This window comes from Streptomyces sp. NPDC059861, from assembly GCF_042731435.1.
GTDB lineage: Bacteria > Actinomycetota > Actinomycetes > Streptomycetales > Streptomycetaceae > Streptomyces.
In genome coordinates this window covers 69,924-94,658 of sequence record NZ_JBHWJQ010000001.1, presented here as the reverse complement: position 1 = coordinate 94,658, position 24,735 = coordinate 69,924, and the positions used below count along the sequence as shown (strand labels likewise).

17 protein-coding genes are annotated in these 24,735 nt (G+C 73.5%); 13 read left to right on the top strand and 4 right to left on the bottom strand.

Annotated elements, in window-relative coordinates; translation table 11 throughout:
• The 11 genes from ACFV6X_RS00375 to ACFV6X_RS00325 form a co-directional block, all read left to right on the top strand.
• Positions 1–1,450 (top strand): SWIM zinc finger family protein (locus tag ACFV6X_RS00375; protein WP_385375391.1); only part of this gene is annotated, 1,450 nt, incomplete at its 5' end.
• Positions 1,451–1,710: 260 nt separating this feature from the next.
• Positions 1,711–2,058 (top strand): hypothetical protein, encoded by a 348-nt coding sequence (locus ACFV6X_RS00370; RefSeq protein WP_385375388.1) that lies wholly within the window; start codon positions 1,711–1,713, stop codon positions 2,056–2,058.
• A gap of 35 nt (positions 2,059–2,093) precedes the next feature.
• Positions 2,094–3,572 (top strand): glucose-6-phosphate dehydrogenase, encoded by a 1,479-nt coding sequence (gene zwf / locus ACFV6X_RS00365; protein ID WP_385375385.1) that lies wholly within the window; start codon positions 2,094–2,096, stop codon positions 3,570–3,572.
• A 3-nt stretch (positions 3,573–3,575) separates the two neighbouring features.
• Positions 3,576–4,322: an HAD family hydrolase gene (locus tag ACFV6X_RS00360; RefSeq protein WP_385375382.1), complete on the top strand. Its 747-nt coding sequence runs from the start codon at positions 3,576–3,578 to the stop codon at positions 4,320–4,322.
• Positions 4,319–6,712: a glycoside hydrolase family 65 protein gene (locus ACFV6X_RS00355; protein WP_385375379.1), complete on the top strand. Its 2,394-nt coding sequence runs from the start codon at positions 4,319–4,321 to the stop codon at positions 6,710–6,712. Before ACFV6X_RS00360 ends, ACFV6X_RS00355 begins: the two co-directional genes overlap by 4 nt.
• A 120-nt stretch (positions 6,713–6,832) precedes the next feature.
• Entirely contained in the window at positions 6,833–7,696 is an 864-nt protein-coding gene (locus ACFV6X_RS00350; protein ID WP_385375376.1) for a hypothetical protein, read from the top strand.
• Positions 7,693–9,903, top strand: a complete 2,211-nt coding sequence (locus ACFV6X_RS00345; RefSeq protein WP_385375373.1) for a bifunctional serine/threonine-protein kinase/ABC transporter substrate-binding protein — start codon at positions 7,693–7,695, stop codon at positions 9,901–9,903. Before ACFV6X_RS00350 ends, ACFV6X_RS00345 begins: the two co-directional genes overlap by 4 nt.
• Before the next feature lie 44 nt (positions 9,904–9,947).
• Entirely contained in the window at positions 9,948–12,053 is a 2,106-nt protein-coding gene (locus ACFV6X_RS00340; RefSeq protein ID WP_385375371.1) for a bifunctional serine/threonine-protein kinase/ABC transporter substrate-binding protein, read from the top strand.
• A gap of 126 nt (positions 12,054–12,179) precedes the next feature.
• Complete coding sequence (pcaC, locus tag ACFV6X_RS00335) at positions 12,180–13,478, top strand: 4-carboxymuconolactone decarboxylase (RefSeq protein WP_385375368.1); 1,299 nt, start codon at positions 12,180–12,182, stop codon at positions 13,476–13,478.
• Between the two features lie 68 nt (positions 13,479–13,546).
• Positions 13,547–14,179 carry an MBL fold metallo-hydrolase gene (locus tag ACFV6X_RS00330; RefSeq protein WP_385375366.1) on the top strand — a complete coding sequence of 211 codons (633 nt, stop codon included), beginning with the start codon at positions 13,547–13,549 and terminating at the stop codon, positions 14,177–14,179.
• A 50-nt stretch (positions 14,180–14,229) separates the two neighbouring features.
• The gene (locus tag ACFV6X_RS00325; RefSeq protein ID WP_385375363.1) at positions 14,230–15,009 is read left to right on the top strand and encodes an exodeoxyribonuclease III; all 780 of its coding nucleotides are present in this window, start codon (positions 14,230–14,232) and stop codon (positions 15,007–15,009) included.
• Between the two features lie 28 nt (positions 15,010–15,037).
• On the opposite strand, the gene ACFV6X_RS00320 is transcribed toward ACFV6X_RS00325, so the two are convergent.
• Positions 15,038–16,804: a GDSL-type esterase/lipase family protein gene (locus ACFV6X_RS00320; protein WP_385375360.1), complete on the bottom strand. Its 1,767-nt coding sequence runs from the start codon at positions 16,802–16,804 to the stop codon at positions 15,038–15,040.
• Between the two features lie 181 nt (positions 16,805–16,985).
• Between ACFV6X_RS00320 and ACFV6X_RS00315 the strand changes: the two genes are divergently transcribed.
• A complete protein-coding gene (locus ACFV6X_RS00315; RefSeq protein WP_385375358.1) occupies positions 16,986–17,393 on the top strand; it encodes a DUF6278 family protein in 408 nt (135 codons plus the stop codon).
• A gap of 418 nt (positions 17,394–17,811) precedes the next feature.
• On the opposite strand, the gene ACFV6X_RS00310 is transcribed toward ACFV6X_RS00315, so the two are convergent.
• Together ACFV6X_RS00310 and ACFV6X_RS00305 are read right to left on the bottom strand one after the other, a co-directional pair.
• Positions 17,812–19,380: an alpha/beta fold hydrolase gene (locus ACFV6X_RS00310; RefSeq protein ID WP_385375355.1), complete on the bottom strand. Its 1,569-nt coding sequence runs from the start codon at positions 19,378–19,380 to the stop codon at positions 17,812–17,814.
• Between the two features lie 116 nt (positions 19,381–19,496).
• Positions 19,497–20,255, bottom strand: a complete 759-nt coding sequence (locus ACFV6X_RS00305; RefSeq protein WP_385375353.1) for a hypothetical protein — start codon at positions 20,253–20,255, stop codon at positions 19,497–19,499.
• A 127-nt stretch (positions 20,256–20,382) separates the two neighbouring features.
• Between ACFV6X_RS00305 and ggt the strand changes: the two genes are divergently transcribed.
• Positions 20,383–22,188, top strand: coding sequence for a gamma-glutamyltransferase (ggt, locus tag ACFV6X_RS00300; RefSeq protein ID WP_385375350.1), 1,806 nt, complete (start codon positions 20,383–20,385; stop codon positions 22,186–22,188).
• A 4-nt stretch (positions 22,189–22,192) separates the two neighbouring features.
• On the opposite strand, the gene ACFV6X_RS00295 is transcribed toward ggt, so the two are convergent.
• Positions 22,193–24,727, bottom strand: a complete 2,535-nt coding sequence (locus ACFV6X_RS00295; protein WP_385375347.1) for an ATP-dependent Clp protease ATP-binding subunit — start codon at positions 24,725–24,727, stop codon at positions 22,193–22,195.
• Positions 24,728–24,735 lie beyond the last annotated feature (8 nt).

Sequence of the window (24,735 nt, the reverse complement as noted above, 5' to 3'; positions counted from 1 at the left end):
CTCGGGGCACGACGATCCCACCGCCGCGGCACTCGCGGACGTGCGTCCGGAGCACGACGATCCCGCCGCCCCGCCACTCGCGGACGTGCGCCCGGAGCACCTCACTCCCACCGCCCCGGCACTTCCCGGCACGCCCTCGGAGCACGCCGCTCCCACTGCCGCGTCCCCACGCGCCCCCCGCTCCATGGCCTCCCCGCATCGTGACGGCGACCTGCGTCGCACCTTCCCGGCCTTCCCGCCCCGCCCCTCGGGCGACGACGCGTCCTTCGCCGAGACCTGGTGGGGCAACGCCTGGATCAGCGCGCTGGAGCGGGGCGCGCTGGACGTCAAGCGGCTGCAGCGCGGACGTGGTTACGTCCAACAGGGCCATGTGGACGCCATCACGGTGACCCCCGGCCTCGTCCTGGCCTACGTCCGCGGCAGCCGCCCCCGGCCGTACCGGGTGCAGGTACGGCTGCGGACGCTTCAGGACGCGGACTGGGAGCGGTTCCTGGACGCCGCCGCCGACCGGCCGGGCCACATCGCCGCGTTGCTGGACAAGGAGATGCCCCAGTCGCTGGCGGACGGCGACGTCCCGCTGCTTCCCGTCGCCGGTGATCTCGACCCGCGGTGCAGTTGCCCCGACCGCGGCCACCCCTGCAAGCACGCCGCCGCTCTCTGCTACCAGACCGCACGTCTGCTCGACGCCGACCCCTTCGTGCTGCTTCTGCTGCGCGGGCGGGGCGAACGGGAATTGCTCGACGCCCTCTCCCGCCGCAACGCCACCCGGGCGGCCCGCGCCGCCCAGGAGAAGGAACCGGCCCCGCTGCCGGGCATCCGGGCGACCGACGCGCTGGCCCGACGCGAACGCCCGCCGCTGCCATTCCCGTTGGCCGCCCCACCGCACCCCGAGCAGCCCCCGGTGTACCCCGGGGCCCCGGGCGGCCCGGATCCCTTCGCGCTGGACCAGCTGGCCACGGACGCCGCCGCACGCGCCCACGCGCTGCTCGTCACCGGCCGCGATCCGGTGGCGGAGCTGACGTTGTGGCAGGACGCGGTACGGCTCGCGGCGGCCCGTCCCGGCTCCGGCCTCACCGCCGGCACCCGCGCCCTGTACTCCTCGCTCGCCTCCGCCGTGGGCCGTACGCCGGCGGAGCTGGCGCGTGCGGTCGCCGCCTGGCGGCAGGGCGGCCTCGACGGTCTCGCCGTCCTCGAAGAGCCCTGGGATCCACCGGCCGGCCGCTTCGACCGGGCCCGCCCCCTGCTCCTCGCCGCCGACCTGCCGGCCTTCCGCCCCTGGCGCAACCGCCTCACCCACCCGAACAGCCACGTCCAGCTCCGCCTGGGCCACGACGGACTCTGGTACGCCTACGAGTCCGAACCGGGCCAGGACGACTGGTGGCCCCGAGGCACGCCCGATCCCGATCCGGTCGGCGCCCTCACGGGCCTCGGCGGCGCGGACGACCCTTGACCCACGCCCCCGGAGGGGGCAAGGACACCAGACGTCCACCACCGAGCTCGCCAACGCCCTGAAGGCCCCGCCCGCCGCCTCGGCGCTCACCGGCCGGTCGGCGCCCGTTGAGTGGTCACCGTGGAAGTGAACGCCGGCTTGCCCGCCTGACACCCGGGCGCCGGGGGCGAGCAGCATGACCGGACAGGTCGCCGGCGTCGTCGACCCCCGCCGGGGCCGACAAGGGCCTGGGCGTCGGCCCCCAGAAGTCCGCCCTCGAAATGCTGCGAGACCAGCGGGGCGTCCTGCGCCACGCTGTCGACTTCGGCGGTCTGGACCTGCGCGACAGCGGCCGTATCCGCCGCCACCGCCGACGGGCGGCCGCCGGCCGCGGCGTCGACATCACCCCGGAGCAGCACCCCCTGGGCCGCGACGGCACCGTGGACAGCCGCCTGTGGATCCTCGGCCCGCGGCGGCCGCAGGCTGATCCGCATGCCCGGCCCCGGCCACCACCCCCGTCCGCGTGCCCGGGGGCCGGGGCACGCCCCGGCCCCGATCCACCCCCACCAGCCCCCACCTGGAGCATCCCCGCTCAGCCGACTCCCCCCATCGCCGTTAGCGTGCTGTGAAGGATGTTGCGGCGGCGAGGACGGGGAAGCACACGATGGCCACTGACGACCGGCACGACGTCACGCAGCCCCTCGCCCCGGCCGGCCGGGTCCCCGACGACCACGTCATCGTCATCTGCGGGGCGACCGGCGACCTGGCGCGGCGCAAGCTGCTGCCCGGTCTGTTCCATCTGGCCAAGGCGGGCCTGCTGCCCGCCCGGTACCGCGTCGTCGGCACGGCACCCGCCGCCGACTCCTTCGGAGACGCGGAGTTCCGCGAGCACGCCCGGCAGGCCGTCGCCCAGTTCAGCCGGGCGGCACCCGAGGGGCCCGAGTGGCAGGCCTTCGAGGACACGCTGTCCTTCGGGGCCGCCGACCCCGGCGAGACGACCCCCCTGCAGTCCGCCGTACGGGAGGCCGAGCGGGCCATCGGCGGCAGCCCCCGGCGGCTGTTCCATCTCGCCGTGCCGCCGGTCGCGTTCGGCTCCGTCGTCACGATGCTCGGCGCGTCAGGGCTGGCCGAGGACGCCCGGGTGATCGTGGAGAAGCCCTTCGGCACGGACCTCGCCTCGGCCCGCGCCCTCAACGACACCCTGCACGCCGTCTTCGCCGAGTCCCGCGTCTTCCGCATCGACCACTTCCTCGGCAAGGAGTCCGTCGACAACATCCTCGCCCTGCGCTTCGCCAACGGGCTGTTCGAGCCGATCTGGAACCGCGAGCACATCAGCCATGTCCAGATCGACGTGCCGGAGAGCATCGACATCCAGGGCCGCGCCCGGTTCTTCGAGGGCACCGGCACCTTCCGGGACATGATCGTCACCCACCTCTTCCAGCTCCTCGGCTTCGTGGCGATGGAACCGCCGGCGGCACTCGACGCGCGCTCCCTGCGGGAGGAGAAGGACAAGGTCTTCCGCACGCTGCGGCCCCTGGACCCGGCGCACGTGGTGCGCGGCCAGTACGAGGGCTACCGCGGCGAGCAGGGAGTGGCCCCCGCCTCCGACACCGAGACCTTCGCCGCGCTCCGCGTCGAGATCGACAACTGGCGCTGGGCCGGGGTGCCCTTCTACCTCCGCTCCGGCAAGGCGCTGGCCGAGGGACGGCACATGGTCACCCTCACCTTCCGGCAGCCGCCCCTGCGGATGTTCCCGGCGGACGTCCACGACGACGGCACGGCCCGTGGCTGCAGCTCGCTCGCGATCGACTTCGACGACCCCGGCAGCATCACCACGCGCTTCCTGGCCAAGGAGCCCGGCCCCGAGATGCGGCTGGGACAGACCGAGATGGTCTTCGACTACGCCGGCTCCTTCGTTCAGGACCACGCCCTGGAGGCCTACGAGCACCTGATCCTGGAGGCCATGCTGGGCGACCAGTCCCTGTTCACCAGCGCCGAGGGCATCGACCGCCTGTGGGAGGTCGCTGAGCCCCTGCTGAAGGACCCGCCGCCGGTGGAGCCGTACGCCAGGGGGTCCTGGGGGCCGGAGGGCATCCACCGGCTCGTACGGCCCCACCAGTGGTATCTGCCGGACGGACGGTGAGTCATGCTGGGCCTTCCCGATCACATCCGAGCCTGTCTGTTCGACCTCGACGGTGTGCTGACGCAGACCGCGAAGGTCCACGCCGCCGCCTGGAAGGAGACGTTCGACGCCTTCCTGCGCCGACGCGCCGACCGGGAGGGCGGCACCTACGTGCCCTTCGACGCCCGCAAGGACTACGACGACCACGTGGACGGCCGGCCCCGCGAGGACGGCGTACGCACCTTCCTCGCGTCGCGCGGCATCGAACTTCCCGAGGGCGCACCCGACGACGGGCCCGACCGCGACACCGTGCAGGGCGTGGGCAACCGCAAGAACGAGCTGGTGCTCCGCCTGATCCGCGAGCAGGGCGTGGAGCCCTACGAGGGCTCGGTGGCCTATCTGCGGGCGGCCCGGGACGCCGGTCTGCGGCGCGCCGTCGTCTCCTCCAGCGCCAACTGCCACGACGTGCTGGTCGCGGCCGGTATCGAGGACCTCCTCGAAGAACGCGTGGACGGCATCACCCGGCGCGAGCAGGGCCTGCGCGGCAAGCCCGCCCCCGACACCTATCTCGCCGGTGCCCGGCTCCTCGGCGTCGAACCCGCCGCGGCAGCGGTGTTCGAGGACGCCCTGGCCGGTGTGGAGGCGGGGCACGCCGGGCACTTCGGCGTCGTCGTCGGCGTCGACCGGGTCGGGCAGTCGGCGGAACTGCGCCGGCACGGGGCGGACCTCGTCGTGACCGACCTGGCCCAACTCCTGGAGGAGCAGAGGTGATCAGCCACCCGTCGTTCGCCTGCGAGCCCTGGCTGCTGCGCGAGACCGAGCTGAGTCTTGAGGTCCTCGCCCAGAGCGAGTCCGTCTTCGCCCTGGCCAACGGGCACATCGGCTGGCGCGGCAACCTCGACGAGGGCGAACCGCACGGGCTGCCCGGCGCGTACCTGAACGGCGTCCACGAGGTGCACCCGCTGCCGTACGGCGAGTCCGGCTACGGCTACCCGGAGTCCGGCGAGACGGCCGTCAACGTCACCGACGGCAAGATCGTCCGGCTGCTCGTCGACGACGAGCCGTTCGACCTGCGCTACGGCGAACTCGTCGCCCACGAGCGCGTGCTGGACTTCCGCACCGGTGTGCTGAGCCGGACCGTCGACTGGATCAGCCCGGCGGGGACGGGGGCCCGCGTGGTCTCCCGGCGCCTGGTCTCCTTCACCCAGCGGTCGATCGCCGCCCTGGAGTACGTGGTGGAGCCGCTCGACACCGCCATCACCGTGGCCGTCCAGTCGGAGCTGGTCGCCAACGAACAGCTCCCGCGCACCTCCGGCGACCCTCGGGTCTCCGCCGTGATCGACACACCGCTGCGCGCGGAGGAGGACTTCGCCCAGGACACCCGGCTGCGCCTGCTGCACTGCACCGGCCACAGCGACCAGCGGGTGGGGGTCGCGGCCGACCATCTCGTGCAGGGGCCCGAGGGCACGTCCTGGTCGGCCGAGAGCGAGCCCGACGTCAGCCGCTTCACCGTCACCGCCACCCTGGCACCCGGACAGCGGCTGCGGCTCGTGAAGTTCGTGGCGTACGGCTGGTCGGCCCAGCGGTCACTGCCCGCCGTACGGGACCAGGTGGAGGGCGCGGTCGCCGCCGCCCGCAGCTCCGGGTGGGAGGGCCTGCTCGCCGAACAGCGGGAGTACCTCGACGACTTCTGGTCCCGGGCGGACGTCGAGGTGGACGGTGACCAGAAGATCCAGCAGGCCGTCCGCTTCGCTCTGTTCCACGTGCTCCAGGCGGCGGCGCGTGCCGAGCGTCGCGCCGTACCGGCCAAGGGCCTGACCGGCACCGGCTACGACGGGCACGCGTTCTGGGACACGGAGTCGTTCGTGCTGCCCGTGCTCAGCTACACCGCTCCGGAGGCCGTCGCCGCGGCACTGCGCTGGCGGCACGAGATGCTGCCCGAGGCCCTGGAGCGGGCCCGCCAGCTCGGCCTGGCCGGGGCGGCGTTCCCCTGGCGGACCATCAGTGGGGCGGAGTGCTCCGCCTACTGGCCCGCCGGTACGGCCGCGTTCCACGTCGACGCGGACATCGCCGACGCGGTGGTGCGGTACGTGGCCGCGACGGGCGACGAGGAGTTCGAGCGCGGGCCGGGGCTGGAACTCCTGGTGCACACCGCCCGGTTGTGGCACTCGCTGGGCCGCGCGGACGCCGAGGGCGTCTTCCATGTCGACGGGGTGACGGGGCCGGACGAGTACAGCGCCATCGCCCGCGACAACCTCTACACGAACCTGATGGCCCGCCGGAACCTGCGCGCCGCCGCGGCCTGCGTGCTCCGGTTCGCCGACGAGGCGGCGGAACTGGGAGCCACGCCCGAGGAGGCCGCCGCCTGGCAGGAAGCGGCGGACCGCATGGCCGTGCCGTACAACGAACAGCTCGGCGTCCACGAGCAGTCGGCGGGCTTCACCACCCTTGAGCGCTGGGACTTCGAGGCGACGACGCCGGAGCAGTACCCCCTGCTGCTGCACTTCCCGTACTTCGACCTCTACCGCAAGCAGGTCGTCAAACAGGCCGATCTCGTCCTGGCCATGATGACCTGCCCCGACGCGTTCACCAAGGACGAGAAGGCCCGGAACTTCGCCTACTACGAGGCCCTCACCGTCCGGGACTCCTCCCTCTCCGCCTGCTGCCAGGCCGTCCTCGCCGCCGAGACCGGACATCTCCGGCTCGCCTGGGACTACCTGGGCGAGGCCGCCCTCATGGACCTCGAGGACCTGGAGCACAACACCCGTGACGGGCTGCACATCGCCTCCCTCGCGGGCACCTGGGTCGCGCTGGTCGTGGGCCTCGGAGGCATGCGCCAGTACGGCGGTGCGGGCGCCGGCGAGCCGCTGGTGGGGTTCGCGCCCCGCCTCCCCGCGGCGCTGACCCGGCTCGCCTTCACCGTGCTGATCCGGGGCCGCAGACTGCGCGTCGAGATCCGCGGCGACGAGGCACGCTATGTCCTCCTGGAGGGCGAGCCCCTGGACCTCGTGCACCACGGCGAACGGTTCACCGTCACCGCCGGCGAACCGATCGGTCACGCCGTGCCGCCCGCCCCCACCCATCCGGAGCCCCGCCAGCCCCGGGGACGCGAGCCCCTGTCGTGCGCGCCGGCCGGCCCGGGAGAAGCCGTTCACCCTTAAGTCGCCCCGAGATCAGCCCAGTTGGTATCCCGTCAGCGCCCCCGTACGTCACACTGCCTTCGAGGGGAACATCCGTACGTAGGGGGCGGGGGCATGGGCATGTCCGGTTGGAGACCAGCCGTGGCCGCGGTGACCGGAACACTGCTGCTGGCGGGGTGCACCAGTGGCGCGGGCGACGCCTCCGATCCGAAGGAGACGTCCGAACGGCCCGCGGCCGACGCGAGCACCGGCCGGTCGCCGTCGCCGTCCGCGTCGCCCTCGGACGAGCCGTACACCGTGGCGGACGACAGGGCGCCCAGGACACGGGCCGAGGCGGTCGCGTTCGTGCGCGGGCTCGCCGTACGGCCGGACTACTTCGGCGCCGGCTTCCGCAAGCGTGAGCCCTACGAGAGCGATCCGGCCGAGTGGGCCGTGCTGGGCGAGGACTGCCTGTGGCGTCGCGAGCCCCTGCCGGACGGCGTCCTGGCCAGCCTCACCAGGGCATTCGTGCTCCCGGAGGCGGACGGCAAGGAGCCGGTGCAGGTCTCGCTGACCGTCACGGTCCACGACGACGCCCTCGCCGCGCGCCGGGACATGGCCGGTTCCCTGGAGGACGCCCTGCGCTGTCCGGAGCAGCGGCTGAACGCCACGGTGCGGGTGCGCGGCCTGTTCTCCAGGGCCGACCCCTTCACCGAGCAGCGCAACGCCATCAGCGACGACGACCTCACCGAGTCCGGAACGTATGTGGTGGACGGCGAGAAGGGGGCTCACCCCTTCCACTGGTCGAAGTTCCGGCTCGGCCCGGTGACCGTCGGCGCCACCGCCCGCATCGGTGCCGGCCGCACGGAGGAGGAGGAGTCCACCGTCTCCGCGGACATCGCCAAGGGAGTGGGCTTCGTCGCCGCCGACATCGACCGGGAGGCGGCGGCCGACGACGCGGCCGGCAAGTCCGGCGACAGGACGCCAGGAACCGGCACCGCCGGTGGGACGGAGGCCGCGCGATGAGTGAGCCGCTGCTGCCGTCCGACCCGTCGCGCATCGCCGCGTTCCGCCTGTTGCGCAGGCTGGGCGCGGGCGGCATGGGCGTGGTCTACCTGGGGCGCACCGACGCCGGGAAGCTCGCCGCGGTCAAGGTGATCCAGGCCGACGGCGCGGCCGACGACGACTTCAGGACCCGCTTCGCACGCGAGGTGGACCTGGCCCGGCGGGTCGAGAGCCCCTGGGTCGTGCCGGTCCTCGACGCGGACGCCGAGGCGCGCGAGCCGTGGCTTGCCACGGAGTTCGTCCCCGGCCCCGCCCTCGCCGAGGCGGTGGCCGCGCACGGACCGCTGCCCCCGCGCGCCGCCCGCGTGCTCGGCGGACGACTGGCCGAGGCGCTGACGAGCGTGCACGCGGCCGGACTGGTCCACCGGGACGTCAAACCGGGCAACGTCCTGCTGGCCCTGGACGGACCGCGGCTGATCGACTTCGGCATCGCGCGGGCCCTGGACGACACGGCGCTCACCGCGTCGGGCGTCGTCGTCGGCACCCCCGGCTTCCTCGCCCCGGAACAGGCGCGGGGGGAGGACGCCACGGCCGCGAGCGACGTCTTCGCGCTGGGCTGCGTCCTGGCGTACGCGATGACCGGCCGCCCGCCCTTCGGCACCGGGGAGCCGCACGCGCTGCTCTACCGCACCGTCCACGACCAACCCGAACTCGACCGGGTGGACGCCGGATCGCGTTCCCTCGTCGCCCGCTGCCTGGCCAAGGACCCCCAGGCGCGTCCCACGGCCGAGGAGGTGCGCGCCGGGCTCACCGAGGACCTGCCCGACGGCGCCGACTGGCTCCCCGACCCGGTGGCCCGGATGGTGGCCCTGCGGTCCAGCGAGAGCCTGGCCCTGCCCGGCATCGAGCCGACGGCCGTGGACGCGGGCTCCGAGCACGCGGACGGCGACCAGGGCGCGCAGGACGCCCCGTCCTCGCGCCCGGCACGGCGCCGGCTGCTGCTGGCCGGCGGTGCCCTGCTGCTGGCCGCGGGCGGCGCGGCCACGGCCGCCGCCCTCACGGGCCGCGACGACGAACCGGAGGGCTCCGGCGGCGGGCGTCCCACCTACGTCCTCGGCGTCCACTCCACCACCGACCCGGCCGCCGCCCCGCTCGCGCGGGCCTGCGAACGCGCGGCACACCTCGCCGTGGCGGAGCACAACGCCGCCCGGGGCCGCGCCTACGACCTCGCCGTACGGGTCCTGCGGGACCCTGGCACGGTCGCCGGCGGCCGGGACGTCGCCGGCACCTTCACCGCCGACCGCGACGTCGTCGCGGTCCTCGGACCGGTCACCGAGCTCGCGATGCGCACCGCGGCGAACATCTACGGCGATGCCGGGCTCACCCATGTGTCCAGCACCACCGGCCAGCAGGACTACTTCGTCCTGTCGCGCAGGTCGTCGTTCCAGAGCGGCGCGCCGCACTCCGCGCTCGGCAGCTGGATCGTGCTCCACGCCATCATGACCAAACAGGCGGGGCGCCTCGGAGCGGTGCTCGACCGCTCGGGTGGCACGGCGATCCAGGAACAGGGGTCCCTGGTCGTCAGCCAGTGGCGCCAGACGCTCGGCGGCGAGGTGGTGCCCCGCGTCGTCGCCGAGGAGACCGACGACGGACCGGCGGCGGTTCGCGCGCTGCTCGCCGCCGGCATCGACGCCTTCGCCTATCTCGGCCCCCTGGACGCCACCGTGCGCGCCGCCCAGGAACTGGCCGAAGCCGGTTTCGCCGGGCCCCGGTGGATGCAGCACCAGCTGTACGGATCGCAGTTCCCGAGCCGCGCGGGCGCCGCGGGCGAGGGGTGGTACGCCGTCACCTCGGCCGTGGACGCCGCCGCGTTGACGACGAAGAGGGCCAGGGACTTCACGGCGGCATGGCGCCGCCGCTACCACGCGGCACCGGAGCCGCACGCCGCCGAGGCGTACGACTCGGCGCGGATGCTGCTCACCGAGTTCGCCCGCACGGTGCCGGCCGGGGCGCGCCGCCGCCCGGTACGGGCCGCGCTCGGCGAGCGGATGGCGAAGGCCTCTTACCAGGGCATCGCCCGGGGCTACGCCTTCGGCAACTTCCACGAGTACACCAGCAGCGGCCGTGGCTGGTCGGACGGCACCTTCGTCCACGAGGTCCGCGACGGGCGGTTCCGGCAACTGGGGTCGCTGTCCGACCTGGAGCGCGCCTCGAAGACCACGGGGTAGGAACGGGACGCCGCCCGTGCACGGCGGCGAGGAAGGCGATCGGCATGGAACGGCTGCGCCCCTCCGACCCCTCGGAGATCGGCGGCCACCGGCTCGCGGCACGGCTCGGCGCGGGTGGCATGGGAGTCGTGTACCTGGCGCGTTCCGAGCACGCCGCCTGGTGCGCGGTGAAGGTGATCCGCGCCGAGCACGCCGACGATCCCGGATTCCGCGCCCGTTTCCGCCGGGAGGTGGACCTCGCGTCCCGCCTGACCGGGCGCTGGACCGTGCCGGTGGTCGCGGCGGACGCCGAGAGCCGCTCGCCGTGGCTGGCCACCGCCTATGTGCCGGGGCCGTCCCTCGCGGAGGCCGTCGTCCGGCACGGTCCCTGGCCCGAGGAGCAGCTCAGGGCCCTGGGCGCCGCGCTGGCCGAGGCGCTGGACGACGTGCACACGGCCGGGCTTGTCCACCGCGACGTCAAACCCGCCAACGTGCTGCTCGCCGCCGACGGGCCGCGCCTGATCGACTTCGGGATCGCGCGCAGCGTCGGGGCGACCGCCCTGACCGCGGACGGCGTCGTCGTCGGCTCACCCGGCTACCTCTCGCCGGAGCAGGCCCGCGGCCTGTCCGTGGGGGCGCCGAGCGACGTCTTCTCCCTCGGCTGTGTCCTCGCCCACGCGGCCACGGGTCGCGCCGTGTTCGGCACCGGCGGGGCCGCGAGCGTGCTCTACCGCACCGTGCACGAGGAGCCGGACCTGGACGGCGTACCGCCCGGCCTGGAGCAACTCGTACGACGGTGCCTGGCCAAGGACCCGACGGCGCGCCCCACGGTGCCCGAACTGCGGGCGGCCCTCGGCGTGTTCGTCGCGGCGGGCTGGCTGCCCGAGGGCCTGCCCCCGCTGGTCGCGGCCCGCGCCTCACGCGTCCTCGACCTGCCGGTCCCCGAACCCACCGCCGTCGACACCGCCCCGGCCGGGCCGGGCCCCGCCGCCTCGCCCACCCGGCGGCGCCTGCTCACCGCCGCGTCGGTGCTGGGCGTCACCTCCGCCGGGGCCGGCGCCTGGTGGTGGTCCCGCCCCGGCGCGTCCCCCGGCCAGGGCGCCGCGAGCCGCCCCCGGCGGGTGATCGGTCTGCTCGGTGACAGGAACGACGCCGTCCGCACCGCCCACGAACGCGGCGCCCGTCTCGCGGTCGAGCAGCACAACCGGGACGACCGTCGCACCTTCGACCTCGCCCTGCGCACCGCCGACGACGGCGGCACCGCCGAGGGCTCCGGCCGCGCCGCCGCCCGGCTGGGCGCGGACCCCCAGGTGGCCGTGGTCCTCGGCGCCGGGACCAACGCCACCATGGTCCCGGTAGTGGCGGCGTGCGAGCAGGCGCGCGTCCCTCTGCTCGTCACCCGCGCGGACACCGACCGGCTCGACAGCCCCAACCTCACCACCGCGTTGGTGCTCCGCTTCACCAGGACCGCCGGCCCGCCGGCGATCCTGCGCCACCTCAACCGGGTGGTGAAGCCCACCAGGACGGTGGTCGTGCACGACCTCACCGACGCCGCGGAGACCCTGCAGACGGTGCGGATCGTCACCGTCTACGACAAGCTCGACGGCGAGACCGCGGTGGAGGAGATCGCCGCGGACGAGGACTTCACGGCGGTCGCCCGGCGCATCGCCGCGCGACCGGACGACGCGGTCCTGTTCGCGGGGACACGTCCGGCCCGCGCCGCCTCATGCGCCCGCGCCCTGCGCGACGCCGGCCACCGGGGGACCTGCGTCACCGGCGAGTACGTGATCGGCCCCCCTTTCCTCGCGGAGGCGGAGGGCTGGATGGTCGGCACCGCGTTCACCGACGCCGCCGCCGATCCGCGCACCAAGGCGTTCGCCGCCGCCCACCGCGACCGCCACGGCACCGCGCCGGCGCCCTGGGCGGCCGAGGCCTACGACGCCGTCCGCTTCGCCGCGTACGGCCTGAGAGCCGCCGGCGCCGACGGCCGCTCCGTCCTGCGCGCCGAACTCCTGCGCCGCCCCTGGCAGGGCATCACGCGAAGGGTCTCCTTCAACGCGGGCGGCCAGTTCTTCGACACACCCGAGGACGGCGGGGCGTTCCTGTACCGCGTGAGGGGCGGCAAGCTCCGCTTCGTCGCCCGCGCCGACGACATCGGCAAGGCGACATGACGTCAGCGGGCCGCGCGTCAAGCCGGGCGGGGAGGATCTTCGCCCAGCCCTCACAAGGTGGGACGGCTTGCGCGGGCTTGCGACCCAAGCGCGTGAGAAATCGTGAGATGTGAGAGCGTGCAGGGCGTGAGTGAGACACCGACGAACACCCTGCAATACCGCTTTGACGGGAGAGAAGACGCCCCAGTCCTGATCTTGGGTCCCTCACTGGGCACGACCTGGCACATGTGGGACCGGCAGGTCCCGGAACTGATCAAGCAGTGGCGCGTCTTCCGGTTCGACCTGCCCGGCCACGGCGGCGCCCCCGCCTACCCCGCGGGCTCCGTCGGCGACCTCACCGCCCGCCTGCTGGCCACCCTCGACAGCCTCGGCGTGCACCGCTTCGGCTACGCGGGCTGCGCCCTCGGCGGCGCGGTCGGCGCCGAACTGGCCCTGCGCCACCCGGAGCGGGTCGCCTCGCTCGCGCTGATCGCCACCTCCCCCCGCTTCGGCACCGCCGACGAGTTCCGCCAGCGCGGCGTGATCGTCCGGTCGAACGGCCTCGACCCGATCGCCCGCAGCGCGCCGGACCGCTGGTTCACCGGCGGGTTCGCCGCCGCCCAGCCCGCGATCACCGAGTGGGCCGTGCAGATGGTGCGCACCACGGACCCCGGCTGCTACATCGCCAACTGCGAGGCGCTCGCCACCTTCGACGTACGGCACGAGCTCGGCCGGATCGGCGTGCCCACGCTGGTCCTGGTCGGCTCGGAGGACCAGGTCACCGGCCCCGCCGAGGCCCGCACGCTGGTCGCCGGCATACCGGACGCCCGCCTCGCCGTCGTACCCGGCGCCTCCCACCTGGTCCCCGTCGAGCAGCCCGCCGCCGTCACGGACCTGCTGGTCACGCACTTCTCCACGGCCTGGCAGCCCGCGTTCGACGCCACCGGCCAGATGGCCATCCAGGCTGCCCCCGTCAAGCCGGTCCTCGCCGCGCCGCCGCGCCAGCAGGTCGTCCCCGTCGCCGAGATCGCCGCGCCCCTCGTGGACCCGCACGCGAACGGGCGGCCGGACCCCTACGACGCCGGGATCAAGGTGCGGCGCGAGGTGCTCGGTGACGCGCACGTGGACCGGGCGCTGGCGCAGGCCGACGAGTTCTCCGGCGACTTCCAGGAGTTCGTCACCCGCTACGCCTGGGGCGAGGTCTGGAACCGGCCGGGCCTGGACCGCCGCACCCGCAGCTGCATCACCCTGACCGCCCTGGTCGCGGGCGGCCACCTGGACGAGCTCGCCTTCCACACCCGCGCCGCCCTGCGCAACGGCCTCACCCCTGCCGAGATCAAGGAGGTGCTGCTCCAGGCGGCCGTCTACTGCGGCGTGCCGGCGGCGAACAGCGCGTTCAAGGTCGCCCAGCAGGTCATCAGGGAGGAGACCACACCCCACGAGTGAGCTCCCGCCACGAGCCGGCCCCCCGGCCCCACGCGCACCCGCCGCACCCCCCGGGCAGGATGGATTCCATGAAGCTCACGAAGAAGACGCACGCCTGCGTCCGTCTGGAGAAGGACGGCCGGACGCTCGTCATCGACCCGGGCGGGTTCAGCGAGACGGACGCCGCGGCCGGTGCCGAGGCGATCCTCGTCACGCACGAGCACGCCGACCACTTCGACGAGGAGCGGCTGCGCACCGCCCTGGAGGCCGACGCGGCCGCCGAGATCTGGACGCTGAAGTCCGTCGCGGACAAGATCTCGGCGGCGTTCCCGGGCCGGGTGCACACCGTCGGACACGGCGACACCTTCACGGCGGCCGGCTTCGACGTCCAGGTGCACGGCGAGCTGCACGCCGTGATCCATCCGGACATCCCGCGCATCACCAACGTCGGCTACCTGATCGACGGCGGCGTCTTCCACCCCGGCGACGCGCTCACCGTTCCCGACCAGCCGGTTCAGACCCTGATGCTGCCGGTCATGGCCCCCTGGAACAAGATCTCCGAGGTCATCGACTACGTCCGCGAGCTCCGGCCGCAGCGGGCCTTCGACGTCCACGACGCCCTCCTCACCGACCTCGCCCGCCCGATCTACGACAACCAGATCGGCGCCCTGGGCGGCTCCGAGCACCTTCGGCTGACGCCCGGGGAGTCCGCGCAGGTGTGACGCAGACGGGCGGGAGGGCGTTGTCGGACCCGCCGGGTAGGTTGTGAAGCATGCGCATCGCGACCTGGAACGTGAACTCGATCACCGCCCGTCTGCCCCGTCTGCTGGCCTGGCTGGAGAGCAGCGGCACGGACGTGCTGTGCCTCCAGGAGGCCAAGGTCGCCGAGGAGCAGTTCCCCTTCGACCAGTTGCGTGAGCTGGGCTACGAGGCCGCGGTGCACGCCACCGGCCGGTGGAACGGCGTGGCGGTGCTCTCCCGGCTCGGCATCGCGGACGTGGTCAAGGGCCTGCCCGGCGACACGGGGTACGACGGCGCGACGGAGCCCCGCGCCATCGCCGCGACCTGCGGCCCGGTCCGCGTCTGGTCGGTCTACGTGCCGAACGGACGTGAGGTCGACCACGCCCACTACGCCTACAAGCTCCAGTGGATCGAGGCACTGAGGGCGACGGTCGCCGGCGACGCGGGCGGCACCCGCCCGTTCGCGGTGCTCGGCGACTTCAACGTGGCACCGACGGACGACGACGTCTACGACGTGGCCGCGTTCGAAGGCCTGACGCACGTCACCCCCGCCGAGCGCGCCGCGCTGGCGTCGCTGCGCGAGACGGGCCTGTCGGACGTGGTCCCGCGCCCCCTGAAGTACGACCAGCCCTTCACGTACTGGGACTACCGCCAGCTCTGCTTCCCCAAGAACCGCGGCATGCGGATCGACCTGGTCTACGGCAACAAGCCGTTCGCGAACGCGGTCAAGGACGCGTACGTGGACCGGGAGGAGCGCAAGGGCAAGGGCGCGTCGGACCACGCGCCGGTCGTGGTGGACCTGGAGGTCTGAGACCCGCGGGGGCGGTCGCCCCTGGGCGTCACAGCAGCGTCAGGTCCACCGCGTCGCCCATCGCCGCCAGGCCCGCGTCGCCCGGGTGCAGATGGTCGCCGCTGTCGTACGCCGGCAGTATCCGCGAGGGCTGCGCCGGGTCCCGTACGGCCGCGTCGAAGTCGAGCACCCCGTCGAAGGCGTCGTTCTGCCGGATCCAGGCGTTGGCGGCGGTCCGCTCGGTCTCCAGGGCGGCCGTGCAGCGCGGTTCGCCGCCGCACGGCACCAGGGTCGCCACCAGCACCCGCAGTCCGCGCTCGTGCGCCCGGTCGGCGATCTCCTGAAGCCCCGCGGTCAGCTGCTCCGCGCTCCGGCCCGCCAGCAGGTCGTTGATGCCCTCCAGGACGATCGCCGTGCGCACCGAGGTCTGGGCGTGCACGTCCCGGTCCAGCCGGTGCAGCGCGCTCACCCCGGCCGAGTCCGTGGAGACCCCGTCGCCGGGATAGCGGTCGGCGATCACGCTGTTGCCCGCGATGCCCTGGTTGAGCACCCCGTACTGGGGCACCGCGCTCTGCGCCCGCAGCCGCCCGGCCAGCACGTCCGGCCAGCGCCGGTTGGCGTCCACGGTGGACTTGTCCCCGTCGGTGATCGAGTCACCGATCGCGACCACCGACCCGGGCCCGCCGGCCACGTCCACCCCGGTCAGCAGCGGCCAGTTCGTCAGGCCGCCGGTGTACGCCGTGGCCACGCTCTCGGCGGTGTGGTCGCCCGGTTCGCTCAGGTACGAACGCTGCTGTGCGAGCCGGTGCACCGGCGCCGCCGCGACCGGGCCCGGCAGATGGAAGCTGACCAGCAGATCGGCGCCGGCGGGCACGTCGAAGGCGAGCGGATCGCTGTACGCCTGCGCCCCCGCCGGGATCTCGGCTCCACGCGCCCCGCCGAACGTCAGCGGCACCGGCGTCGCCCTGGCCGCCGCGCCCGTGTCCCGCACGGCCACCGTCGCGGCGCCGATCCGTACCGGCGCCGCCGCGAACGTGTTGTCGAAGCGCAGCCGCACCCGGGGCCCGCCCGCCGAGGTGTGGACCACCAGCCGCAGCGTCCGGTCGGTCCACGGGCCCACGGCCGGATACCCGGAGGTCGCCGTCGCCCAGCTGCCCGTCCAGCCGGTCGTGGCCGCGCGCACGGACAGGGCGAAGACATGCAGGTCGGGGGCGAGGGGCAGCTGCACCGAGGCGACGGACCGCCCCGCGTCGAGCGGCACGGTCACGACGTACAGCCGCGCCTTCTCGGCGAGTTGCCCGCCGGCCGTGTTGACGTGCGGCAGCGCCACCGCCTTGGTGGCGAGCGGCCCGCGCCGCCAGTCGGGCGCGGTGAGGACGTACGGGGAGAGGGTGCCGTCGGCGTACGAGACCGTGCCGGAGGCCGTGAGGTCGGCGCCGGAGGTGCTCGCGACCAGAAAGGCGAGCGCGTCGCCCTGGCCGGGCAGCGCCACGCTCTGGCCGTCGGCCCGCACGTTGTCCGGTCCGCCCCCGACCTGGTCCGGCCAGGTCAGCGTGGCGCCCTGGACGGTGAGCGCCCGGCCGGGCGTCCAGCCGGCACCGTTGAGGTCCTGGGCGGACAGGGAGGCCCCCGCGCCGTCGAAGTCGGCCGCTGCGGGCCCGGCGTCGTCGCTGACGGCGGTGTTGTCGAAGAGTTGCTCCAGCGGCAGCGGCGCCGCCCGGTCGTCGTCCTGCTGGGCCTGCGCCGAGGCCGTGGGCAGCACGGACGCGATCAGCACGAGGACGACCGCGGCCCCCCGGACACCTCGGCGTACCAAGCGACCCTCCAGCTCTTCGGTGCGACGGGACAGTGATGCAGCGATGATCGCGAAGCTAGGGAGATGCCGGCGGCGGGTCAACGAACCATGCGCGAACACGGCGTGAAACCGCCCGGACGACCGGATACGACCGTCCGCGCGCCTGTGGTGCGCACGCGGGTGCGAATGACAGGCTGGAGGTATGAACATCCCTTTCCTGGGCCACCGACGCCAGAAGCCCGGGGTCTTCGACCCCGAGGGCATCGCCGAGCTCCTGGCCGAGTGCGAGCTGCTCCGTTCCCAGGCGGGCCGGGCGGGCGTCCAACTCGACGACACCGTGGAGTCGTTGGAGGCGCTCGACCAGCTGCTGCCGCGCTGGCGGGACGACGAGGAGATCCTGCCCTGGCTGGGCAACGACGCCGGTCTGTATCTGGGCACGGTGATCGTGCGCACGGTGCCCGGCGCGGCCTGGGAGATCTGGCCGGACGGCCAGCCGGTGGTGCGGCTGGAGTCCGGCCGTGAGTTCGACGTCGTGACCGCCGGCCAGGAGTGGGCCGCCAGCGGGGCACCCGAGCTCTCCCAGCTGTACGCGGAAGTCGCCGAATCCTAGTCATTAGGGGCAATTGCGAAAAATACGGCTTATGCCCGAAAAGTGCGTGTCGGGCATCAACTCCTCGCCCGCCTGGATAGTTTGCGGCAGCCACGGAACGGCCGACAGTGACGGGGGAGAGCATGGCCGTCGATCCACTGATCGAGCGTGCGCCCGGGGCCGCGCCCTCGCCGACCGCGTGCGAACCTCGTCGAACGCGGCCCCCGGGAGGCCGCGTTCGCGCCCGGCGCCGGTGCGAGGCGGCGCACGCCGTACGCCCTCGCGCCCCGGGCCGTACGGACAACGGCCGAAAGACCTGTCGCGTCCCGGCCTCGACTAGGATGTGCCGTTCAGCCCCGTGATGGGTGCTCCCCCCACGGCCGTTCGGCCGCAGGGGCAGCGGTACCCCGAGCCAGGCCCGTCCGGCAGCGGCCGGAGATCACTGCTCGCGCAGCGGAATCGACACGTACGACGGGTCGTTCGCCGGCGAGGAGAAGGTCAGCCGCGCGCCGGACGGGTTGTGCTCGATGTAGAGCGGGTCGACCGTGTCGACGACCAGGGCGAGCCGATGCCCCTTCGGCACGTCGTAGGCCGTGGAGAACAGTTCCAGGTCCACGCCGAACGGCTGTCCGGGTGTGCGGCCGTGAAAGGTGTAGGGCGCGTTGCTGACCAGCTTTCCGATGCCGAGCGGACCCACCTCGTAGAGGTACGCCACGAGGGTTCCGCTCTCCGCGGTCGGGGTGAGGGTCGTGTGCAGCTTCGCCGTGCCGCGCACGTGCTGTGCCGTGGCGTACCGCTCCGACTGCCATACGGCGGCCCAGCGGCGCGGCAGCAGGGGGATCGAGGCCTTCGGGGGCAACTGGGCGATCTGGTCGAGGATGCTGGACAGCAGGACGATGCCGCCGTCCGCCCCCGAGTTGACGTTCGTGCGGATCGTGGTCGAGCCGGCCAGGTCGATCTTCCGGCTGGTCGCGGCGACGGACTTCCAGTCCGGGTAGCCCTCGTAGCCGCCGCCCGTGCGGGACTTGAGGCGGACCGGCTGCTCGCGGTCGATGCCGTTGTCCTCGCCCCTGAGGTGGTGGTCGAACCAGCGCTCGGTGTCGGTCCACACGTCGTTGGGAAGGCCGAGCAGGCCGGTCGCCTCCGCGGTCGCGTGGTCGCCGGGGCGCAGTGCGAGTCTCTTCGGGACCGTGAGCTTCTCGTAGAAGTCGGCGTACTGGTTGGGCGGGAAGATCGTGTCGCCCCAGGCGTTGGCCAGCATGATCGCGGCGCCGTTGTCGTTGATCCGGTCGAGACAGGCCGCGGGGGAACGTTTCTTCCCCCAGGCGATCAGCTCCGGCTCCTTCTCCAGGTTGGAGGCGAGGAAGTCGTCGAACACCTGCTGGAGTTCGGCGCTGGGCCGTCCGGTGAGCTGTCCCGCGCCCCGGAGCAGGGTGGCGGCCTGGCTGTGCTGGGTGCGGCCGGAGTAGATCGAGTCGATCAGGTCGGCCCAGCCGCTGAGCGCGGCGACGGCCCGGACGCGCTTGTCGTGCGCGCCGGCGAGCAGGCTGATGCCGGCGCCGTACGAGACGCCCGCCATGCCGACGCGCCCCGCGTCGGACGGGGTGTTGGCGAGCGCCCAGTCGATGACCTTGGACGCGTCGGCCACGTCGGGTGGCCCGGCGACCTCGATGTGGCCGCCGGACTGCCAGAAGCCGCGTGTGTTGTAAGTGACCACGACGTAGCCCGAGTCGGCGAGCTTCTGGGCCTGTGCGAGGTACTCGATCTGCGGTGTGGCCCAGCTGGTGGGGAGCACGAGCAGCGGGTGGCGGCGGCCGGCGTCGGCGCCCGCGGGCGTGACGACGTTCGCTTTGAGGATCGTGCCGCCGTCGCCGGTGATGTCGACGAACCTGATGGTGTTCCGGGCCGCCTGGGCGACGGGGGCGAGCCCGAGGGCGCTACCGGCGACCAGGGTCGCGGAGACGGCGCCCACGGCAGTCGTACGCAGGGCCTTGCGAGGGAGTCCCACGGGTCACTCCTCACTCGTGTAAGTGCAAAGTGACCCGACGGTAACCTCGGGGCCTTACCGCAGGTAACCCGTCGGTAAGTTACGTGAAAGTAACAATCATTGAAAAGCGCAGAACCCTAGGACGCCCGGTGAGAGGCGCGGGGAGCGGTGACCGTGGGGGCCGGCGCCTGGGCCGCCCGGGTCACGTCCGCGACCAGCTCGACCACGTCCGGGCCGTAGGCCTGCGAGTTCACCACCTTCAGCAGCAGTACGAAGGTGCTGTTGCCGTGCTTGCGGGTCAGCCGCTCGTGGTTGCGGGCGAGGTAGCGGGTCGCGGCCTGGTTGGTGATGGCGGTCTGGCCGCAGAAGAGGAAGACGGGGCGGGTGCCCGGGCCCTGGTCCACGGTCAGCCGGGCGAGGAGCACGTACTCCTCCCTGCCGGGCTCCACGCGGTACCGCTCCGAGCCGATCTGGAAGGCGCCGCGGTCCGGGCCCGGCTCGGCGTCGACGTTCACCCGCACACCGGGCAGCAGGGAGGCCAGGTGCGCCGTCATGCGGCGGTTGGACGCCGGGCCGCCGACGCAGAACTCGGTGCGCTCGCCGAACCCCTGACGTGCCGCGTCGTGCGGGACGATCTGGGCGTAGGCGTTGCAGTCCTTGATCAGGGCCGCGAGTTCGAGGAGCGCGAACACGTCGAAGCGCATCACCGACAGCTCGGGGCCGCCCGCACCGCGGTTCACGACCAGCAGCGACTCGGAGTTGTCGGGCAGTCCGAAGAAGGCCTGTTTGCGGCGGAGGCGCCGCTTCCACAGATAGGTGCGGGCCAGCCAGCCGATCGCGGCGCTGAGGCCGGCGGCGATCACGCCGAGGACGATGTTGCGCACGTCGGCAGTCATGGGCGCGCATGGTAGCGGGCGCAGGGAAACCATGTTCGAGTGGTGAGTGAGGGGTACGCGTGCGCGCTCCTGACGCGGGCATGCCCATGGATTAGGCTGCGCGAACGGTCCCTGACTGGAGGTGCGGATGCGTCGCCCTGTCGTGCGGAAACTGACGGTTCTGACGGTGTCGGCCGCCGTGGTGTCGGTGGGGGCCGCGGCGCCCCCGGCCCCCCGGACGGCGCCGGTGGAGAAGGTCCCGGTCGCCGTGGGGTACGGCGGCGCGGTGTCGAGCGTCGACACGGACGCCTCCGCCGCCGGTATCGAGGTGCTCAGGAAGGGCGGCAACGCCGTCGACGCGGCCGTGGCCACCGCCGCCGCGCTGGGCGTCACCGAGCCGTACTCCGCCGGTGTCGGAGGCGGCGGCTACTTCGTCCTCTACGACGCCAGGTCCCGTACCGTGCACACGATCGACGGCCGGGAGACGGCGCCGCTGAGCGCCGACGAGAACCTCTTCGTGGAGAACGGCAAGCCGGTTCCCTTCGCCGAGGCCGTCAGCAGCGGACTGAGCGTCGGCACCCCCGGCACCCCCGCGACCTGGCAGACGGCGCTCAGCAGCTGGGGCAGCAAACCGCTGCGCACCCTCCTGAAGCCCGCCGAACGGCTGGCCCGCGAAGGTTTCACCGTCGACGCCACCTTCCGCGCGCAGACCGCGGCCAACGAGGCCCGGTTCCGCAACTTCCCGGACACCGCGAAGCTCTTCCTGCCCGGTGGCGAGCTGCCCGTCGTCGGCTCCACCCTCACCAACGGTGATCTGGCCGCCACCTACGAGGAACTGGGCCGCAAGGGCGTCGACGCGCTGTACCGGGGCGAGCTGGCCAAGGACATCGTCGACACCGTCAACGAGCCCCCTGTGGACGCCGCCGCCGGCTACCGCGCCCGCCCCGGCGACCTGTCGCTGCGGGACCTGGCCGCCTACCGCACCAAGAAGCAGGCACCCTCCCGGACCTCGTACCGCGGCCTCGGGGTCTACTCGATGGCGCCCTCCTCCTCGGGCGGCACCACGGTCGGCGAGGCCCTCAACATGCTGGAGCGGAGCGACCTCTCGAAGAAGCGGACGAGCGAGGAGCGGTACCTGCACCGCTTCATCGAGGCGAGCCGCATCGCGTTCGCCGACCGGGGGCGCTGGGTCGGCGACCCCGCCTTCGAGGACGTACCGACGAAGGAACTGCTCTCCCAGCGGTACGCCGACTCGCGCGCCTGCCTGATCAAGGACGACGCGGTGCTGACCAGCCCGGTCGCGCCGGGTGACCCGCGCAACCCGGCGGCGTGCGCCACGGGCGGCACGCCGGCCCCCACGACGTACGAGGGCGACAGCACCACCCACCTCACCACGGCCGACCGGTGGGGCAACGTGGTCTCCTACACGCTCACCATCGAGCAGACCGGCGGCAGCGGCATCACCGTCCCGGGCCGCGGCTTCCTCCTCAACAACGAGCTGACCGATTTCTCCTTCACCCCGGCGAACCCGGCCGTGCCCGACCCGAACCTGCCGGGCCCGGGCAAGCGCCCGCGCTCGTCGATGTCGCCGACGATCGTGCTCGACGGACACGGCAGGCCGGTGGTGGCCCTCGGCTCCCCCGGCGGCGCCACCATCATCACCACCGTGCTGCAGACCCTGACCGGCTTCCTGGACCGGGGGCTGCCCCTGGTCGACGCGATCGCCGCGCCCCGGGCCAGCCAGCGCAACGCCGCACAGACCGAGCTGGAGCCCGGGCTGTACGACAGCGCACTGCGCAAGCGGCTGGAGGGCATCGGCCACTCCTTCCGCCCCAACCCCGAGATCGGCGCAACCACCGGCGTGCAGCGGCTGCCGGACGGCAAGTGGCTGGCCGCCGCCGAGACGACCCGGCGCGGGGGCGGATCCGCGATGGTGATGTGGCCGGCGCGGTGACGCCCTAGGCCGCCGCGCCGTCGGTACGGAACGTGAGCCTGCCGTCCTCCTCCTCGACCCGCACCCGGTCGCCGTCCTTGACCCGGCCGTCGAGGAGGAGGCGGGAGAGCTGGTTGTCGACCTCGCGCTGGATGGTGCGGCGCAGCGGGCGGGCGCCGTACTCCGGCTCGTAGCCCTGCCGGGCCAGCAGGTCGACGGCGGAGTCGGAGAACTCGACCGCGATGCCCTGGGCGTGCATCAGGCGGCGGGTGCGTTCCAGTAGCAGGTTGGTGATGCGGTGCAGCTGATCCGCCGTGAGCTGGCGGAAGAAGACGATCTCGTCGATCCGGTTCAGGAACTCGGGCCGGAAGTGCTCGCGCAGCGGCCGCAGGATCTGCTCGCGGCGCGCCGCCTCGTCCGCGTCGGTGCCGCCCGCGCCGAACCCGATGCCCGCCCCGCGCCGGGTGATCACCTCGGAACCGAGGTTGCTCGTCATCACGATCACCGTGTTGGTGAAGTCGACCGTGCGACCCTGGGAGTCGGTGAGGCGGCCGTCGTCGAGGACCTGGAGAAGGATGTTGAAGACGTCCGGGTGCGCCTTCTCCACCTCGTCGAGCAGCAGCAGTGAGTACGGGTGCCGGCGCACGACCTCGGTGAGCTGCCCGGCCTCCTCGTGGCCGACGTATCCGGGCGGCGCGCCCACCAGCCGGCTGACGGTGTGCCGTTCCTGGTACTCGCTCATGTCGAGGCGGACCATCCGCTCCTCGCTGCCGAACAGCGCCTCGGCGAGGGCGCGGGCCAGCTCCGTCTTGCCGACGCCGGTCGGGCCGAGGAACAGGAAGCTGCCGATCGGCCGGTCGGGGCTGGCGAGCCCGGCGCGGGAGCGCATGACCGCCTCGGAGACGACCCGGACCGCCTCGTCCTGGCCGACGACCCGCTCGTGCAGGTGTTCCTCCAGGCCGAGCAGCCGTTCCTTCTCCTCCTCGGTCAGCCTGCTCACCGGGATGCCGGTCTGCCGTGACACCACCTCGGCGATGGCCTCGGTGGTCACCTCCAGGTTCTGCCCCTCGTCGGCCTGGTCGTCGCCGGAGGCCTGCGAGATCCGCTGCTTCAGCTCCATGATCCGGTCCCGCAACTGGGTGGCCTGCTCGTACTGCTCGGCGGCGACCGCCTGGTCCTTGTCCCGGGCCAGCTGTTCGGCCTCCTGCTCCATGGCCCGGACGTCCGTGCCCTTGGTGCGGGCGCGCAGCCGCACCCGCGCGCCGGCCTGGTCGATCAGGTCGATGGCCTTGTCGGGCAGCCGCCTGTCGGTGAGATAGCGGTCGGACAGCTCGACGGCGGCGACCAGCGCCTCGTCCGTGTAGCGGACCTGGTGGTGGGCCTCGTAGCGGTCGCGCAGACCACGCAGGATCTCGATGGCGTCCGCGGGCGTCGGCTCGGGCACCAGGATCGGCTGGAAGCGGCGGGCCAGCGCCGCGTCCTTCTCGATCCGGCGGTACTCCTCCAGCGTGGTGGCGCCGACGACGTGCAGCTCGCCGCGGGCCAGGGCGGGCTTGAGGATGTTGCCGGCGTCCATCGAGCCGCCCTCACCGCCGCCGCCCGCGCCCACGACGGTGTGCAGCTCGTCGATGAAGATGATCAGGCGGTCGGAGTTGGCGCGGATCTCGCCCACGATGTTGTTGAGCCGCTCCTCGAAATCGCCCCGGTAGCGCGTCCCCGCGACCACGCCGGGCAGGTCGAGGGCGACCACCCGCCGCCCGATCAGCACGTCGGGCACGTCGCCGTCGATGATCCGCTGCGCCAGCCCCTCGACGATGGCCGTCTTGCCGACGCCCGCGTCACCGATGAGCACGGGGTTGTTCTTGCCGCGCCGGGAGAGCACCTCGATGGTCTGCTCGATCTCCTCGTCCCGCCCGATCACCGGGTCGATACGGCCCTGCCGGGCCAGCTCGGTGAGATCGCGGCCGTACTTGTCGACGGTCGGCGTGGCCGTGGGGCGGGCCTGTTCGGTGCGGGCCTGCGTGGCGTCCGGGGACTCGGACGGCATGCCGCCGGGCGCGAACCGGGCCGCGTTGAGGATGTGCCCCGCGGCGGAGTCCGGGTTGGCGGCGAGGGCGCTGAGCACGTGCTCGGGGCTGATGTAGCCGGTGCCGCTGGCGCGCGCCAGGTCGTGCGCGTCCAGCAGGGCGCGCTTGACGGCCGGGGTGAGCGAGAGCGAGGTGGGGGGCGGCGCCTCGTTCTGCTGGTGCTGGACCGGCCCCGAGCGCTCGTCGATCTCTGACGCCAGGCTGTCGGGGTCCGCGCCGGCACGGCTGAGCAGGCTGCGGGTCGGCTCGGTGGAGAGGGCGGCGCGCAGCAGGTGCTGGGTGTCGAGATCCCGGCTGCCGTGCTCGGCGGCGTACTGGGCCGCGCCGCGCACCATCTCCCGGGCCGGCTGACTGAGCAGCCGGCCGATGTCGATCTGGCGGGGACCCGGACGAGGTCCGCCGAAGAAGCGGGCCAGGAATTCTCCGAACGGGTCCGAGTTCATGCCCTCCGGGCCGGGGAAGCCGCTGGTCATCACAGTTC